This is a genomic window from Anaeromassilibacillus sp. An200, from assembly GCF_002160025.1.
Classification (GTDB): domain Bacteria; phylum Bacillota; class Clostridia; order Oscillospirales; family Acutalibacteraceae; genus Caccousia; species Caccousia stercoris.
In genome coordinates this window covers 1-16,342 of record NZ_NFJU01000005.1, presented here as the reverse complement: position 1 = coordinate 16,342, position 16,342 = coordinate 1, and the positions used below count along the sequence as shown (strand labels likewise).

The following is a 16,342-nucleotide window of genomic DNA, read 5'->3' as shown; positions in this document are numbered from 1 at the left end:
TGTGAGCGAGAGAAACATGAGAAAGACCAATGTCGGCCGCGTCGTCAGCAACAAGATGGACAAGACGATCGTCGTCGCCGTTGAGGACAGCGTCAAGCATCCGCTTTACAAGAAGATTATCAAACGTACCGTTAAGCTGAAGGCACATGACGAGAACAATGAATGCACAATCGGTGACCGCGTGCGTGTGATGGAGACCCGCCCCCTTTCCAAGGAAAAGAGATGGCGTCTCGTCGAAGTGATTGAGAAGGCGAAATAAGATTCGTTATTTCGTAATTCAGCAAGTTAGGAGGAACGCACTGTGATTCAACAGCAGACCTACCTGAAAGTTGCCGACAACACCGGCGCGAAGGAGCTTATGTGCATCCGCGTTCTCGGCGGTACCGGCAGAAGGTATGCCAATATTGGCGACGTGGTGGTTGCTTCCGTGAAGAAAGCGGCACCCGGCGGCCAGGTGAAAAAGGGCGATGTTGTGAAGGCGGTTATTGTCCGCACCGCTTCCGCCATTCGCCGTGACGACGGCACCTACATTCGTTTTGACGAGAATGCAGCCGTCATCATCAAGGAAGATAAGAACCCGAGGGGCACCCGTATCTTTGGGCCTGTCGCCAGAGAGCTGCGCGATAAGGATTACCTGAAGATCCTGAGCCTTGCCCCCGAAGTGCTTTGATGGGAGGTGCTCACTAGATGAATAAGAAGGTTCATGTCAAGACCGGTGACACCGTTATCATTATGAGCGGCCGCGAGCGCGGCAAGCAGGGCAAGGTGCTGGCCGTCAGCCCCGAGGAGGGCAAGGTCATCATCGAAGGCCGCAACATGGTCACGAAGCATGTTAAGCCCCGCCGTATGGGCGAGCAGGGCGGCATCGTGAAGGCCGAGGGCGCCATGTATGCCTGCAAGGTGCAGCTCGTCTGCCCGCACTGCAACAAGCCGACCCGCGCGCAGCACAAGGTGCATTTCGAAGAGGTCGAAGGCAAGCAGAAGCGCGTTTCTGAGCGCATCTGCGCGAAATGCAAAGAAGCGCTTTGAGGAGGGAAAACATGGCCAGACTGAAAGATTATTACAAGGCGGACGTTGCGCCCGCCCTTATGAAGAAATTCTCTTACAAGAGCGTCATGCAGATCCCGAAGCTCGATAAGATCGTCATCAACGTCGGCGCCGGCGAGGCCAAGGAGAATGCCAAGGCCATCGACGCCATCATGGCGGACCTGATGAAGATCACCGGCCAGCGTCCGATGGTCTGTAAGGCGAAGAAGTCCGTCGCGAACTTCAAGCTTCGCGAAGGCATGAACATCGGCGTGAAGGTTACCCTTCGCGGCGACAGAATGTACGAGTTCATGGATCGCCTCTTTAACGTGGCCCTCCCCCGCGTCAGAGACTTCCGCGGAATCAACCCGAACTCCTTCGACGGCCGTGGCAACTACAACATGGGCATCAAAGAGCAGTTGATTTTCCCGGAAATCGAGTACGACAAGATCGATAAGGTCCGCGGCATGGACATTTGCTTTGTCACGACCGCCACGACCGACGAGGAGTCCCGCGAGCTGCTGACGCTCATGGGCGCTCCCTTCGCGAAATAAGGAGGGATTATTGTGGCCAAGACTTCTATGAAAATCAAGCAGAAGAGACCTGCGAAGTTCTCGTCCCGCGAGTACAACCGCTGCAAGATCTGCGGCCGGCCGCATGCCTATCTTCGCAAGTTCGGAATCTGCCGCATTTGCTTCCGGGAGCTCGCTTACAAGGGCGAGATTCCGGGCGTGAAAAAGGCCAGCTGGTAAGGAGGTAACGGCATGCAGATTACAGATACCATTGCTGATTTGCTGACCCGCATTCGCAATGCGAGCTCGGCCAAGCATGACTCGGTTGAGATCCCCGCTTCCAACATGAAGAAGGCCATCTGCCAGATTCTGGTGGACGAGGGTTATGTAAAGAACTACACCGTCACCGAGGACGGCAAGCAGGGCGTCATCAAGGTGACGCTGAAGTACGGCGAGGGCAAGGCCCCCGTCATCCAGGGCCTGCGCCGTGTGAGCAAGCCCGGCCTGCGCATTTACTCCAATGCCGCAGAGCTGCCGAAGGTCATGAAGGGCCTCGGCATCGCTATCATTTCCACGAGCCGCGGCGTGATGACCGACCGCGAGGCTCGCAAGCAGAACCTCGGCGGCGAGGTCCTGGCTTTCATCTGGTAATCAAGGGGGTGCAGACATGTCGCGAATTGGAAGAAAACCCATAAATATTCCCGCTGGCGTGACCGTCACGATCGACGCCAACGTTGTTACGGTGAAAGGCCCCAAGGGCACGCTGACCCAGGCTTTCCATCCGAACATGAACATCAAGGCGGAGGGCAATGAGATCCTTGTCACCCGTCCGAACGACGAGAAGGAGAACCGTGCACTGCACGGCCTGACCCGCACGCTGGTCCACAATATGGTGGTCGGCGTGACCGAGGGCTTCAAGAAGGAGCTCGACGTCAACGGTGTCGGCTACCGTGTGCAGATGCAGGGCAAGAACCTTGTGATGAACCTGGGCTACTCCCATCAGGTGATCGTTCCGTCCATCGACGGTATCACCATCGAGTGCCCGACCGCGAACAAGATCGTCATTTCCGGCTCTGACAAGCAGGCCGTCGGCCAGTTTGCCGCGGAAGTCCGCGAGAAGCGTCCGCCCGAGCCGTACAAGGGCAAGGGTATCCGCTATACTGGCGAGGTTGTCCGTCATAAGGAAGGCAAGGCCGGTAAGGGCGCTAAGAAGTAAGAAGGAGTGAAGAGCAAATGGTGAAAAAGGCTGATACCAATAAAGCCAGACTGAACCGCCACCGCCGTGTGCGCGGCAAGGTTTCGGGCACTTCCGAGTGCCCCCGCCTGAACGTATTTCGCTCCAGCAAAAACATCTACGCCCAGATCATTGACGATGTCAAGGGAGTTACTCTTGCAGCAGCTTCCACCCTGGACAAGGATTTTGCTGGCAATGGCGGAAACAAGGACGCCGCGCGCAAGGTCGGCGAGATGATCGCAAAGCGTGCTGCTGAAAAGGGAATCGAAGAGGTCGTTTTTGACCGCGGCGGCTATATTTTCCACGGCCGCGTCAAGGAACTGGCCGATGGCGCCCGTGAGGGCGGCCTCAAGTTCTAAGTAAGGAGGAATTCATTTGGCTAGATTTGATGCGCCCCGTTCTCAGCAGGACGAGATGAAGGAGCATGTAGTTGCAATCAACCGCGTGTCCAAGACGGTGAAGGGCGGCCGTATCTTCAAGTTCGCGGCCCTCGTTGTTGTCGGCGACGGCAACGGCACCGTGGGCTTCGGCATCGGCAAGGCCGGCGAAGTTCCGGACGCTATCCGCAAGGGCATCGAGGATGCGAAGAAGAACCTCATTAAGATTTCCCTGCGCGGCACCACCATCCCGCACGAGATCATCGGCGAGTTCGGCGCCGGCAAGGTGCTCATGAAGCCCGCCGCCCCCGGTACCGGCGTGATCGCCGGCGGCCCGGTTCGTGCTGTTGTCGAGGCAGTCGGCATCCGCGATATCCGTACCAAGGCGCTGCGCTCCAACAACCCCTGCAACGTGGTGCGCGCGACGCTGGCCGGCATGGCTCAGCTGCGCAACGTTGAAGAGGTTGCCGCCATCCGCGGTAAGTCCGTGAAGGACATTCTGTAAGAGGGAGGGCGCAAGATGGAACAGATTACCATTAAGCTGGTAAAGAGCCTGATCGGCTCCAAGAAAGACCAGATTGCAACCGCCCATGCACTTGGCCTGCGCAAGATCGGCGACGTTACCACGCAGCCGAACAACGAGCAGACCAAAGGCAAGGTGGCCAAGATTATCCACCTCATCGAAGTGAACAATGCGTAAACAAGGAGGTGCGAACACCAATGAAGTTGCATGATCTGACTGCGGCTCCCGGTTCTGTCCAGGAGCGCAAGAGAATCGGCAGAGGACAGGGCTCCGGACAGGGCAAGACCGCCGGCAAGGGCCACAAGGGCCAGAAGGCCAGAGCGGGCCACGGCATGCGTCCCGGCTTTGAAGGCGGCCAGATGCCTCTGCAGAGAAGAGTCCCGAAGAGAGGCTTTAACAACATTTTTGCCAAGACCATCGTGGCGGTTAACGTTGGTACCCTCAACAAGTTTGAGGACGGCGCTGTCGTTGACACGCAGGCTCTGATTGACGCCGGCATCGTAAAGGTTTGCTGCGACGGGGTGAAAATCCTCGCCAACGGCAAGCTTGACAAGAAGCTGACTGTGAAAGTCAATGCCTATTCCGAAGCTGCAAAGCAGAAGATCGAAGCCGCAGGTGGGAAGGCAGAGGTGATCTGAATTGTTCAAAACAATTAAGAACGCCTGGAGTATTCCCGAACTGCGCAAGAAGATTCTGTTTACCATTTTGATTGTCATTGTGTTCCGTCTCGGCGCCGTGATTCCGGTGCCGTTTCTGAACACGGACGCTCTTCAGCAGGTGATGTCCAAGGTTGCGGAGGGCGGTACCGCCCTGAGTTACCTTGACATGCTGACCGGCGGCGCGTTCTCCAACGCAACGCTGTTCGCCATGGGCGTAAGCCCCTATATCAACAGCTCCATTATCATGCAGCTGCTGACCGTCGCGATTCCTCCTCTGGAGCGGATGGCGAAGGAAGGCGAGGAGGGCCGCAAGAAGATTGCGACCATCACCCGCTATGTGACCGTTCTGCTGGGCCTTATCCAGGGCACAGCGTACTATTTCTATCTGCGCAACACCACCGTCGCCATGACAGACGGCACCATCAAGACGATTGCCATGTACACGAGCGGCTGGGAGCAGGTGTTTACCGCCATCATCATCATCATGGTTTTCACCGCCGGCACGGCGCTGATGATGTGGCTGGGCGAGCAGATCAACGACAAGGGCGTTGGAAACGGTATCTCGATCCTGCTGTTTGCCGGTATCGTCTCCCGTCTTCCCACCACCTTCAACACCCTGTATATCTATTTCAATCAGGCGATGCAGGCTCCTGCGGAGTATGGACAGTATTTCTTCTTTGCACCGTTCTTCATCGTCCTGTTCCTCGCGGTGATTTGGGTCATTGTTTTCATGAACAATTCCGAGCGCCGCATACCCGTGCAGTACGCCAAGCGCGTTGTGGGGCGTAAGATGTACGGCGGCCAGAGCACGCATATTCCGATTAAGGTTGCGATGTCCGGCGTGATGCCCATCATCTTCGCAAGCTCCATCCTGTCCATCCCGAGCACCATCGAGATGTTCCTGGGCGAAAACGCCAAGGAAGGCTTCTGGGGCGCGTTCTTCTCCGCCCTTTCCCCGACAGGTCTGCTCTATGGCGTCCTGTATTTCTTCCTGATTATCATGTTCGCCTATTTCTATCTGACGATTCAGTACAATCCGATAGAGATGGCCAATAACCTCCGTCAGAACAACGGCACCATCCCGGGCATCCGTCCCGGCAAGCCGACTGCGGACTTCATTTCCAAAATTCTTTCCAAGATCACGCTCATCGGAGCGCTGTTCCTTGCAGCGATTGCGCTCCTGCCCATCATCTACTCGAATGCGACGGCCATGCATGGCCTGTCGTTCGGCGGCACCTCCATCCTGATTATGGTCGGCGTTGCCCTGGATACCGCGAAGCAGCTGGAATCCCAGATGATGATGCGTCATTATAAGGGGTTCCTTGATTAAGGAGGAATCGGTATGAATTTGATTCTGCTCGGCGCTCCCGGCGCCGGTAAAGGCACACAGGCAGAGGTTATCTGCGAACATCTTCACATTCCGGCCGTTTCGACCGGTAACATGATCCGCGAAGCGCTGAAGAACGGCACGGAGATGGGTCTGCGCGCCAAGTCCTTTATGGAGGAAGGCAAGCTTGTTCCCGATGAGGTCGTGATCGGCATCATCAAGGAGCGGCTTCAGCAGGATGACTGCAAGAACGGTTTCATCCTCGACGGCTTCCCGCGCACCATCCCTCAGGCCGAGGCTCTGGACAACATGGGCATCGTCATTGACAAGGTCATTGACATTGAGGTCCCGGACGAGAAAATCGTCGAGCGTATGTCCGGACGCCGTGTCTGCGAAGCCTGCGGCGCCTCCTATCACCTGCTTTACAAGAAGCCGGAGAAGGAGGGCGTCTGCAAGTGCGGCGGCACCCTCGTTCAGCGCAAGGATGACCACCCGGATACAGTCAAGGAGCGCCTGAAGGTTTACCATGAGCAGACCGAGCCTCTCAAGGCTTACTATGAGAAGCAGGGCAAGCTCTCCATCGTGACCGGTCAGGAGGATGTGGCGGATACGTCCCGTCTCACGCTGGAAGCATTGAAGGCGTAAGGCGATGATTGTTCTCAAAACAAGCCGTGAGCTCTCCGCAATGAGAGCGGCCGGCAAAATTTCCTCCCGCGCGCTCCGCTTGGCAGGGGAGGCGGTTGAGCCCGGTGTTTCCACCTGGGAGATCGACCGCATCGTTCGCCGCTACATCGAGGAACAGGGTGCAATCCCTACTTTCCTCGGGTACGGCGGGTTCCCCGCAAGCAGCTGTATTTCCGTGAACAACGTGGTGATCCATGGCATACCGGGAAAGAAAATCCTTCTCAAGCAGGGCGACATTGTCAGCATTGACATTGGCGCCACGTTTGAGGGATTTGTGGGCGACAATGCCTGGACGTTCCCCTGCGGAGACGTCTCCAAAGAGGCGCAGTCGCTGATGGACGCAACGCGCGAGGCCCTGTTTGAGGGAATCGCCGCCGCCAAAGCGGGAAACCGCATCGGCGATATCGGCAGCGCGGTGCAGCGGTATGTCGAAGCTCGCGGTTACTCTGTGGTACGAAGCTTTGTCGGCCACGGGGTAGGCGCGAAGATGCATGAGGACCCTGCGGTCCCGAATTACGGCACCCCCGGAAGGGGCGTGCGCCTGTTGCCGGGCATGACCATCGCCATTGAGCCGATGATCAACGAGGGCGTGAAAGAGGTGGAAACCCTGAAAGACGGGTGGACCACTGTAACGGCGGACGGCAAGCTCTCCGCTCACTTTGAACACACCGTCGCAGTCACCCCGGACGGCCCCGTCATTCTGACGCTGCCGGATTGAGAGGGCTGCGCATGGAATTTGTGAGAGGACTTGTGGTTCGTGCGGCGGCAGGGCGCGACGAGGGCGGCTTTTTTACCGTCCTTTCGGCTGAAAACGGCTACGCCGTCATCTGTGACGGCAAGCGCCGCAGCCTTTCGCACCCGAAGCGGAAAAACCAGAAACACCTTTTTCCCACCGCCGTCGTGCTGGGCGAAGGTTCATTGCAGACAAACCGAGAGATAAGGAAAGCCCTTTCCGCCGTTTCCGGCGAGGCTTCTCCGACTTAAGGAGGCTTTTGAATGTCAAAACAGGACGTAATTGAGACTGAGGGGACCGTCGTGGAGGCCCTGCCGAACGCCATGTTTATGGTGGAGCTTCCGAACAAGCACCAGATTCTGGCCCACATTTCCGGCAAGCTGCGTATGAACTTCATCCGCATCCTGCCCGGAGACAAGGTAACGATTGAGCTTTCTCCTTATGATCTTACCCGCGGGCGCATTACCTGGCGTTCCAAATAAACATGTTGGAGCCGGTTTTCCGGCTTTCAGGCTGACAATATTGTTCCTAAGGAGGGCGCACAAATGAAAGTAAGACCTTCTGTAAAGAAGATTTGCGAAAAGTGCAAGATTATTAAGCGCAAGGGAAAAGTCATGGTCATCTGTGAGAATCCCAAGCACAAGCAGCGCCAGGGTTAAGGCGCATAGACACGATTTGGAGGTGCAACCAGAATGGCGCGTATATCCGGTATCGACCTGCCCAGAGACAAGCGTATCGAAATCGCTCTTACCTATATTTACGGCATTGGCCGTAAGACCGCCACTGACATCTGCGCCGCGACCGGCGTGAATCCGGACGTCAGAGTGCGCGACCTGAGCGAGGACGACGCTGCCAAGCTCAGAGAATATATCGATCACAACTGCCGCGTGGAAGGCGACCTGCGCCGCGACGTGGCGTTCGATATCAAGAGACTGATTGAAATCGGTTCCTACCGTGGCCTGCGTCACCGCAAGGGGCTGCCGGTCAGAGGACAGCGTTCCAAGACCAACGCCCGCACCCGCAAGGGTCCCCGCAAGACCATGGCCAACAAGAAGAAGTAAGTAGGGAGGGAATAAGATGGCACAGCAGAAAGGTGCGAAGAAAGCGGCTACCGTCCGCCGCCGCCGCGAGCGCAAGAATATCGACCGTGGTGCTGCCCATATCCAGTCCACGTTCAACAATACGATTGTTACCATCACCGACACCCAGGGCAACGCTGTTTCCTGGGCGAGCTCCGGTGAGCTTGGGTTCAGAGGCTCCAGAAAGTCCACCCCCTTCGCCGCTCAGACCGCAGCCGAAACCGCTGCCAAGGTGGCGATGGAGCACGGCATGAAGTCGGTTGAGGTTTATGTCAAGGGCCCCGGCGCCGGCCGTGAAGCTGCGATCCGCGCTCTGCAGACCACGGGTCTGGACGTAACCATGATCAAGGACGTCACGCCGATTCCGCACAATGGATGCCGTCCTCCGAAGAGAAGAAGAGTATAATTGAAGGAGGAAACAAATTATGGCTAAGAATATGCAGCCTGTCCTGAAGCGTTGCAAGACGCTGGGCCTTTCCCCGGCCGTGCTCGGCTATTCCAAGGAGACCCGCCGCAACCCGAAGCAGCAGTTCCGCCGCAAGCAGTCTGAGTACGCGATGCAGCTCAACGAGAAGCAGAAGGTGAAGTTCATCTACGGCGTTCTCGAGAAGCAGTTCCGTGCCTACTACGAGGAAGCTGCCCGCCGTCAGGGCGTGACCGGTGAGAACCTCCTGCAGCAGCTGGAGCGCCGCCTCGACAACGTGGTGTACCGTCTTGGCTTTGCCAGCACCCGCCGTGAGGCCAGACAGCTCGTCAACCACGGCCATTTCACCGTGAACGGCAAGCGCGTCAACATCCCCTCCTTCCAGGTGAAGCTGGGCGACGTCATCGCGATCTGCGAGAAGTCCCGCAGCAGCGTGAGAATTAAGACCATCCTCGAGGAGCAGGCCAAAAAGGCTTGCCCGAAGTGGATGGAGAAGGCCAACGACGGTTTTGAGGGCAAGATTATCGCTCTGCCGGCCCGTGACGACATCGACTACGAGGTCGCTGAGCACCTGATCGTTGAGTTGTACTCCAAGTAATGCTGATCCTTATGGCGGCAGGGGCGGTTTCGCCCTTTCTGCCTGCCCTGAGGCCGCATGATGACATCATGGCAAGAAATTTGCTCATGTATGAGAAGGAGGTTCGCTAATGATCGAGATAGAGAAGCCCAAGATTGAGACGGAAGAGCTTTCCAGCGATGGAAGGTATGGCAGGTTTGTGGTAGAACCCCTTGAGCGCGGATTCGGCAATACGCTTGGCAACAGCCTGCGCCGTGTGCTGCTTTCCTCTCTGCCGGGCGTCGCTGTCACCAGCATCAAGATTGACGGCGTCCTGCACGAGTTTTCGACGATCCCTGGTGTGAAAGAGGACGTGACCGAGATCGTCCTGAACATCAAGGGGTTGACGGCAAAGCTGCATTGCGACGGCCCCAAGACCGTGGAAATCTGCGCGGAAGGTCCCTGCATTGTGACTGCGGACGCCATTAAGTGCGACAGCGAGGTCGAAATCCTCAACCCCGAGATGCACATTGCGACTCTGGGCGAAGGCGCGAAGCTGTACATGGAGCTGACGCTCGACAAGGGCCGCGGCTATGTGCCCGCCGAGCGGAATAAGCAGAACATGAACAATAACAACGCCGTCATCGGCGAGCTTCCGGTAGATTCCATCTACACCCCTGTTTACAAGGTGAATTATAACGTGGAGCCCACCCGCGTCGGGCAGAGCCTGAACTTTGACAAGCTCACCCTCGAGGTGTGGACGAACGGTGTGATCGGCGCTCAGGAAGCCGTTTCCCTGGCCGCGAAGGTCCTGACCGAGCACCTGAACCTCTTTGTGGATCTGTCTGATAAGGGCAGCAGCACGGAGATCATGGTGGAGAAGGACGACAAGGGCAAGGAAAAGGTGCTGGAGATGACGATCGAGGAGCTGGATCTTTCCGTGCGCTCCTTCAACTGTCTCAAGCGCGCCGGCATCAACACTGTGGAGGATTTGCTCAACAAGTCTGAGGAGGACATGATGAAGGTCCGCAACCTCGGCCGCAAATCCCTCGAGGAGGTCATTTGGAAGCTGGCCTCCCTCGGCTTCAGTCTCCGCAAAGAAGACGAATAACGCAAAAACGAGGTAAAGGAGTGATATTCGATGCCAGGAACCAGAAAACTGGGAAGAACCACCAGCCACAGAACGGCTATGCTCCGCGCGCTGGTTACTTTCCTGCTTGAGAACGGCAAAATCGAAACCACAGATACTCGCGCCAAGGAAGTCCGCTCCCTGACCGAGAAAATGATCACCATTGCGAAGGTTGACAACCTCCACAACCGCCGCCTTGTGCTGGCTTTTGTGACGAAAGAGGATGTTGTGAGCAAGCTCTTCAACGAGATTGCCCCGAAGTATGCCGATCGCAACGGCGGTTACTGCCGCATCACGAAGATTGGCCCTCGCCGCGGTGACGCTGCTGAGATGTCCATCATCGAGCTGATCTGAGTTTCCTTTCGATCGGAGAAGTCCCCTGGCCGAAAAAAGGCTTTTGTTTGAGGGGGGCTATATAAAGCAAGAATAGCAACGGCACCCCATTTGTTAGACAGTATGATGTACTGCATAATGAGTGGGGTGCTTTTTGCTGTGCAGGAGGCTTTTTTTCAGATGAAAAAAATACGGAAAACGAAAGGCGGCATGCTGCGCAGGACAGGACTGTTTATGCTGGCATTTGTTTTGCTTTTGCAGCTGACGGGATGTGGTTCCATCATCCATCGTCTGTCTTTTCCCCGTTCTGCTCTGGTACCCGAGACGGTAGAGCTGAAGGGAGAGACATACCGGACCGCTTTCTATTCGGAGGATCTGTGGCCGCATAATCTGGATTGCAGCGACGAGAGATATGACATCAATGGCATCAGTTTTCATCGGGTGACAGTGGGAGGATTTGACTGTCTGCATGCCAACATAGGCGAAAAATCGGAAGGGGTGCTGTATTGTCTCGATTCCCAGTGGGATCAGGCGAGAGAGCATTATACGAATCCTGAAAATTTTGACTATTACTGTGAAATCAGCCCCGATCGGATCACGGAAACAGAGCGGGCGGATATCCACAAGATCGACGGGATGGATCCAGAGATGTTCCAGGCCCTTTTGAACCGGGCGAAGGGTGTGCGCAACGATCCGTTTGATGGGATGGAACGAATACTGGGAGAAAAATTGGAAGCGGATCCGATTTATAAGCCCGGCCTTACGGAATTCTATTATCTGACCTTTTATCTCGAGAGCGATGATGGCGCCTTTGTGACCTTCAAGGGGGACAAGTTTTTCATTATAGACGGCAAGATGTATTTCTTTCGGTATTACGACGGCAAGGAAGAAATGCTTCATGTCATCGAAGTTCAGGAGGAAACCGCCAAATACTTTATAGATTTGGTTTACAGCCTTGACAGTCCGTATCTGCAATCATGATAGGAAAGTTATTGAACCCTCCTGCCAGCTTTTCCCTGTTATCTATTACAAATTTTTTTCACATATAAAATTTTCTTATGAAAAAATGACACATAAAAGAAGAAAATAACACTATGACAGCTTCCAAACTTTGTGTATCATAAAGATACAGATATTTCCATGATTTACATGTAGGGCAATGCAGTAAATATGGAACGAGGAGGCGATCAAGTGAACGAAAAACAACGCGGAACGAAAGGTCTGATGCGCAGGGGCATAGGCAGGAGGATGTTGAGCCTGGCATGTATTCTGACCATGCTGGTGCCCATGTTTTCCGTGCCGGTCCATGCTCAGGGAGAGCAGTCTCAGCTGAGCAATCTCATTTTTGACAAGGTATATGAGATGGAGGCTGTCAATGGGTATCCTGAGGGGGTCGAGCCCAATGATATCGGGTTTGCTCCTGAGGTAACCGAGTATAAGGCAACTGCCTACGCCTCGGTGGACACAGTTCAGGTGTATCCGTTTGCGGCATCGGACACGGCAACTGTAACCGTGAATGGAAAAAAACTCAATGGGTCCGGATATGTGGAAGTAGAGTTCCCGGAAGTGGGGACCTATCCTGTGGAAGTGAAGGTTTCCGACAATGGAGAGAGCAGTACCTACACGGTAACAGTGGAAAAGACCAATGCGGACTACCGGGGACGTGTACCGGTTGTCAGCTCTCCGGATATGGTCGATAAGCTGTCGGTTGAGACAAGCCTGGAAGGCAAGGAAAAACTGATGGAGATCCTGACCAAGGACCATATGGTGGTGCTGCCGGAGAGCAGCAAATCAGACGGCAGCTATGTAACGACCACGGAAAGCTACTGGAGCGTGCCGGGCAGTAAGCTGCCGGATGCGCAGGGCACCAAGGAACCGGTTACCTTGTTCACCGTGGATCTGGGTGCGGAATACAGTGTCAGCCGTATTCGGGCAGCCTTTGGCCCCTCCAACCTGGGGTTGGGAAGCAATAAAGCCCGTATCTCCGTGAGTACGGATGGAGAGACCTGGGAAACTCCCATCACCAAGGGCAACATGAATACAGGCACACAGTGGCATCAGAACGTCACCCGATATGAGCTTGGCGTTTCGTACCAAGCCCGTTATATTCGGTTTGAGGTTACACATTGGCAGTATCCCAATAACGATCTGCGCCTGTATCAGTTTATGATTTTTGTCGACTCGGGCGATGTGCCGGAGAAGCAGCCCGCGCCGGAAGGGGGAGGAGTCCCCTACCAGCATGAGGAGAGCCATCAGTATCTCTCCAGCGGCCAGGCAACTGTGACGGAGCGCGGCCTGCCGATGCTGGGCTGGACCCCCAGCGGAGGGTATGGCCGAGGCACTCCCACCGTGGAGGAAGCGGAACAGTTTGGCTATGACGGCCCTCTGTTTTATGACCCGGATTTTGAAAACGCGGATTATATGCTCTATAATCCGGATTCTGTTTGGGGAATTGCCAAGGCGCCCTTTGGCGGCAACAATATGGGCAGTGCCGGAACGCCGAGGGATTTCATTCCGGAGTCTATGGAGGATTATATTTATAACGCCATCAGCTTCTGCTTCGGTGACGAGGGAGGATACAGCACCAGCGAGGCAAAGGCGTTTGGCGAATGGTTTGCATGGACCCGCCAGCATTATCCCGGCGTGATTCTGCACTCCAACCAGTTCCCCAGCCAGTGGAGTGAGAGTCAGCTGAGGGAGTATCTGCGCATCGCCCAGCCCGACATGCTCACCTGGGACGACTATTATGGAGATCGTACATGGGCCAATCCCTCCAGTATCGATCTGTCCACAGAAAACGTGCAGAAAAATGCGGCCCGCAAGCTGATCAATCTTCCCACCTGGGATCTTTATCGTGAGCTGGCCTACGGCGGTATCGACGGAACCGGTACCAAGCCTATTATGTTTGGGCAGTATCTGGATGCGTTTGCTTTCAACCATTCTCAGTCGAATAAAAATCTGGTGGTCAATTTCTCGCTGCTGTCCGGTATGAAGTGGCTGAACTTCTTCCGGGTAGAGTACCAGTTTGACCGCTCCTATCTGTGGGATGAGGACGGTACCCCGACCCGCGGCCTGCTGGAGTGGGGCGAGCTCATTGACCGCGTGCATGCGGTGGACGATCAGCTGACCCGTCTGAACAACGATTGGATTATGTTCAAGATTGGAGATATGGGTGATGAGTCCGCTGCTTCCGCGGAAGGATTCCGGCGGGGTAATTTTGACAATCCCGACAGCGAGGCGAAAAATAAGGAATTTGGCTTGTCTGCTGTAGAGATGGTCAGCCTGTCCGAAACCCATAGCGGGAAAACAGGCGACGTAGTGCTTGGGTATTTCAACACCCTGCCCGGCCTGTATGAGAGTGAAATCAGAGAATACTTCGCGGATGCCACGGCTCCCAAGGCGTTCATGGTGATGAACGGTCTGGTGGCAGGTACCGCAGAACGCTACAATGAGTTCCACATTGCCGAGCGGGAAGAGGGTTCCTCCGATAATACCCGTCAGGAAATTACCATCACGACAGATCCTGATTTTGCCGCATCTTACACCCTGTATGAGGTGCAGAAGGACAACAACGGAGAGCTGCGTGAAGTAGAACTCGACGAAAACGGAAGCTTTACGATTACTCTGGGCGGCGGCGAGGCAAACCTGTATTTCTGGAATACCAACACCACCGCTTCCGCCAGCTCCCAGTCGGAAGGCGCTTATGCCTCCTTTGCCTTTGACGGCCACACGGAGACCTATTGGCAGCCGGAAGAAGCCAGCTCCACTTACATCCTGAAAAACACCTTTGCCGCAAGCAGCCTGGATCAGGTGACAGTGGTGGAAAAGGGACAGGGCATTGAAAGCATCACTGTGGAGTATCAGGATGAAAACGGTGACTGGCAAACCTATGGAGAGATGCAGGCAACGGAAGGAATTTGGTCCTGTGCCGCAGATATCCAAACAGCCAAGGGAATCCGCCTGACCATCACAAAGACCGACGGTCTGCCCGCGATCTATGATGTGTACACAGTACGTACGGAAACAGGCGCGGATGCCTCTACTACTGTCGAAGTGAACGACAATACCATGGGTACCGGACTGTTCCGCTTCGCTTATGACGACCTTTGGTCCTACCGCGAAACAGAAAGCAATGGGAGCGCCGTATCGGGGGATTATCCTCTGGAATACGACGGCCACTTCTCCAACTGGGCTGACGCCGAAGCGACCTTTACCTTCTATGGAACCAGGGTAGAGCTGCTGCTGCGGGCCAATCAGGCGGCAAATATTGAAGCGGCTGTTACCAACAGCGAAGGCCAGCAGTCCGAATGGAAAACCGGCAGCGGCCGGAGCCTGGTGTTCGAGGATTTGGAACAGGGTGTGTATACCCTGACCATTCGGAAGAAGAATAACCAGCAGGCAGGTATTGACGGAGCCAAGGTGACTTATACCGGTTCGCTGCCTGAAAATCTGGTCCAAGAAAACAGCAAAGAAGCAGACGCCGTACAGGTGTATGTGGATCAGCGCGTTACCGATTCCGAAGAAGAGAATTATTTTATCTATGAACCCAGCTTCCAATCCAAAGAGATGGGAAATGATAATTCCGGATTTAATGCGGATCCGGATGAGGAGAACGGATGGGTAGAGCATGTGCAGAATGCTCAGAACCATAACCTGGGCTTCACCCGAACCAAGACGGATGGCGCATCGTATACCTTCAACTTCTATGGTACAGGAGTCCAGCTTTATGCCGGCGTCACTCCTATGGGAGATGCCAATGGAAGCGACAATTACGGAGATTTGACCTTTGAATTGGATGGTGAGGTGGTAGAACCTCAGAAGCTGGAAACCAGCAGCCTTGGTAACAACGGAAAGGTATCGGCCCGTATGTGGGCTATCAAGGCGACGGATAATTCACAAAACGCACAGCATAAGCTTACCGTGACAGTAACCGGCGGTTACAGCCGTATTGACTATGCGGTTGTGGAGCGGCTCTGGGAAGAAGACGCCATCGGTGCTTTCAAGATCCAGATAGAAGAAAGTGAGAATGGCACAGTATGGCCGCTCACCGAGAGCACAGTGCCAGCCGGTGGAAGCGCGGTTCTCCAGCTCGAGCCCGATGTAGGCTATCAGGTGGAACGAGTGGTAGTCAACGGCGTGGCCAGAACCATTCCCGCTGACGGCCGGTTAGTGCTTGTGAATATCCAGCAGGATATGACCGTTCAGGTAACTTTTAGCAAGGCGGACTATAAGATTCAGCTGGAACCCGGTGAGGGAGGCGTCCTGGTTCCCTCTACCCTGCGTGCCAAGGAAGGCGATAAGGTAACAGTTGAAGCAAGAGCTTTTACCGGCTATATCCTTCAAGAAGGTTCTCTGGAGGCCGTTGGAGAAGACGGGATGTTGTTGGAACTGAAGCCTGGAAAGGAAGGCACCTTCTCGTTTGAGATGCCAAACCAGCCCGTTGTTCTGCGTGCGTTCTTTGAGTCTGATTCTGAATCGGAAGTGTATTCCGTCACGGTGGAAGAAGGAATTACCGGAGGTACTGTGAAGGTTTCTCCTTCACAGGCGAGTGCCGGTGACACGGTGACCATTACCGTTCAGGCAAAGAATGGATACGAGTTCCAAGCGGATAGCCTGTATGTAGTGGGAGCCAGCGGCGAAGAGCAGCAGGTTACAGAAGAGGAAAAGGATAAGACCTATCATTTCGAAATGCCTGCGGAGTCGGTGGTTGTGAGTGCGTCCTTTAACAGCGTGGATCCGGATCCCG

At 55.1% G+C, this 16,342-nt stretch carries 24 protein-coding genes; all 24 read left to right on the top strand.

All coding sequences use genetic code 11. The features are described 5' to 3' along the window. The first annotated feature begins 1 nt into the window (after nt 1). Nucleotides 2–259 (top strand): 30S ribosomal protein S17, encoded by a 258-nt coding sequence (gene rpsQ, locus B5F35_RS03700; RefSeq protein WP_087238198.1) that lies wholly within the window; start codon nt 2–4, stop codon nt 257–259. Between the two features lie 42 nt (nt 260–301). Next, nucleotides 302–670 (top strand): 50S ribosomal protein L14, encoded by a 369-nt coding sequence (gene rplN, locus B5F35_RS03695; RefSeq protein ID WP_087238196.1) that lies wholly within the window; start codon nt 302–304, stop codon nt 668–670. Nucleotides 671–687: 17 nt separating this feature from the next. Then, nucleotides 688–1,029, top strand: coding sequence for a 50S ribosomal protein L24 (gene rplX, locus B5F35_RS03690; protein ID WP_087238195.1), 342 nt, complete (start codon nt 688–690; stop codon nt 1,027–1,029). Between the two features lie 11 nt (nt 1,030–1,040). Further along, on the top strand, nt 1,041–1,580 hold the full coding sequence (rplE, locus tag B5F35_RS03685) for a 50S ribosomal protein L5 (protein WP_087238193.1): 540 nt from the start codon (nt 1,041–1,043) through the stop codon (nt 1,578–1,580). 12 nt (nt 1,581–1,592) lie between these two features. Continuing rightward, the gene (locus B5F35_RS03680; protein WP_087238191.1) at nt 1,593–1,778 is read left to right on the top strand and encodes a type Z 30S ribosomal protein S14; all 186 of its coding nucleotides are present in this window, start codon (nt 1,593–1,595) and stop codon (nt 1,776–1,778) included. A 12-nt stretch (nt 1,779–1,790) separates the two neighbouring features. After that, nucleotides 1,791–2,189 carry a 30S ribosomal protein S8 gene (gene rpsH / locus B5F35_RS03675; protein WP_087238189.1) on the top strand — a complete coding sequence of 133 codons (399 nt, stop codon included), beginning with the start codon at nt 1,791–1,793 and terminating at the stop codon, nt 2,187–2,189. Between the two features lie 16 nt (nt 2,190–2,205). After that, entirely contained in the window at nt 2,206–2,754 is a 549-nt protein-coding gene (gene rplF / locus B5F35_RS03670) for a 50S ribosomal protein L6 (RefSeq protein WP_087238187.1), read from the top strand. A gap of 17 nt (nt 2,755–2,771) precedes the next feature. Then, nucleotides 2,772–3,131 carry a 50S ribosomal protein L18 gene (rplR, locus tag B5F35_RS03665; protein ID WP_087238186.1) on the top strand — a complete coding sequence of 120 codons (360 nt, stop codon included), beginning with the start codon at nt 2,772–2,774 and terminating at the stop codon, nt 3,129–3,131. A gap of 16 nt (nt 3,132–3,147) precedes the next feature. Then, nucleotides 3,148–3,654, top strand: a complete 507-nt coding sequence (gene rpsE / locus B5F35_RS03660) for a 30S ribosomal protein S5 (RefSeq protein ID WP_442856422.1) — start codon at nt 3,148–3,150, stop codon at nt 3,652–3,654. 15 nt (nt 3,655–3,669) lie between these two features. Beyond that, complete coding sequence (rpmD, locus tag B5F35_RS03655) at nt 3,670–3,849, top strand: 50S ribosomal protein L30 (protein WP_087238184.1); 180 nt, start codon at nt 3,670–3,672, stop codon at nt 3,847–3,849. 20 nt (nt 3,850–3,869) lie between these two features. Further along, nucleotides 3,870–4,310, top strand: coding sequence for a 50S ribosomal protein L15 (gene rplO / locus B5F35_RS03650; protein ID WP_087238182.1), 441 nt, complete (start codon nt 3,870–3,872; stop codon nt 4,308–4,310). A 1-nt stretch (nt 4,311) separates the two neighbouring features. Beyond that, nucleotides 4,312–5,661, top strand: coding sequence for a preprotein translocase subunit SecY (gene secY, locus B5F35_RS03645; protein WP_087238180.1), 1,350 nt, complete (start codon nt 4,312–4,314; stop codon nt 5,659–5,661). A gap of 12 nt (nt 5,662–5,673) precedes the next feature. Next, the gene (locus tag B5F35_RS03640) at nt 5,674–6,303 is read left to right on the top strand and encodes an adenylate kinase (protein WP_087238178.1); all 630 of its coding nucleotides are present in this window, start codon (nt 5,674–5,676) and stop codon (nt 6,301–6,303) included. A gap of 4 nt (nt 6,304–6,307) precedes the next feature. Continuing rightward, nucleotides 6,308–7,060: a type I methionyl aminopeptidase gene (map, locus tag B5F35_RS03635; protein WP_087238177.1), complete on the top strand. Its 753-nt coding sequence runs from the start codon at nt 6,308–6,310 to the stop codon at nt 7,058–7,060. Between the two features lie 11 nt (nt 7,061–7,071). Next, on the top strand, nt 7,072–7,326 hold the full coding sequence (locus tag B5F35_RS03630) for a KOW domain-containing RNA-binding protein (RefSeq protein ID WP_087238175.1): 255 nt from the start codon (nt 7,072–7,074) through the stop codon (nt 7,324–7,326). Between the two features lie 12 nt (nt 7,327–7,338). Further along, a complete protein-coding gene (gene infA, locus B5F35_RS03625; RefSeq protein WP_087238173.1) occupies nt 7,339–7,557 on the top strand; it encodes a translation initiation factor IF-1 in 219 nt (72 codons plus the stop codon). A 63-nt stretch (nt 7,558–7,620) separates the two neighbouring features. Continuing rightward, nucleotides 7,621–7,734, top strand: coding sequence for a 50S ribosomal protein L36 (rpmJ, locus tag B5F35_RS03620; RefSeq protein WP_022174947.1), 114 nt, complete (start codon nt 7,621–7,623; stop codon nt 7,732–7,734). 33 nt (nt 7,735–7,767) lie between these two features. Next, nucleotides 7,768–8,136: a 30S ribosomal protein S13 gene (rpsM, locus tag B5F35_RS03615; protein WP_087238172.1), complete on the top strand. Its 369-nt coding sequence runs from the start codon at nt 7,768–7,770 to the stop codon at nt 8,134–8,136. A gap of 16 nt (nt 8,137–8,152) precedes the next feature. Continuing rightward, on the top strand, nt 8,153–8,560 hold the full coding sequence (rpsK, locus tag B5F35_RS03610) for a 30S ribosomal protein S11 (RefSeq protein WP_087238170.1): 408 nt from the start codon (nt 8,153–8,155) through the stop codon (nt 8,558–8,560). Between the two features lie 19 nt (nt 8,561–8,579). Beyond that, nucleotides 8,580–9,176 (top strand): 30S ribosomal protein S4, encoded by a 597-nt coding sequence (rpsD, locus tag B5F35_RS03605; protein ID WP_087238168.1) that lies wholly within the window; start codon nt 8,580–8,582, stop codon nt 9,174–9,176. A 109-nt stretch (nt 9,177–9,285) separates the two neighbouring features. Beyond that, a complete protein-coding gene (locus B5F35_RS03600) occupies nt 9,286–10,245 on the top strand; it encodes a DNA-directed RNA polymerase subunit alpha (RefSeq protein WP_087238166.1) in 960 nt (319 codons plus the stop codon). A 30-nt stretch (nt 10,246–10,275) separates the two neighbouring features. Further along, on the top strand, nt 10,276–10,617 hold the full coding sequence (gene rplQ / locus B5F35_RS03595; protein WP_087238164.1) for a 50S ribosomal protein L17: 342 nt from the start codon (nt 10,276–10,278) through the stop codon (nt 10,615–10,617). Nucleotides 10,618–10,776: 159 nt separating this feature from the next. Next, complete coding sequence (locus B5F35_RS03590; RefSeq protein ID WP_140401135.1) at nt 10,777–11,577, top strand: hypothetical protein; 801 nt, start codon at nt 10,777–10,779, stop codon at nt 11,575–11,577. 210 nt (nt 11,578–11,787) lie between these two features. Beyond that, a partial coding sequence (locus B5F35_RS03585; protein ID WP_162611320.1) for an InlB B-repeat-containing protein occupies nt 11,788–16,342 on the top strand: 4,555 nt, incomplete at its 3' end.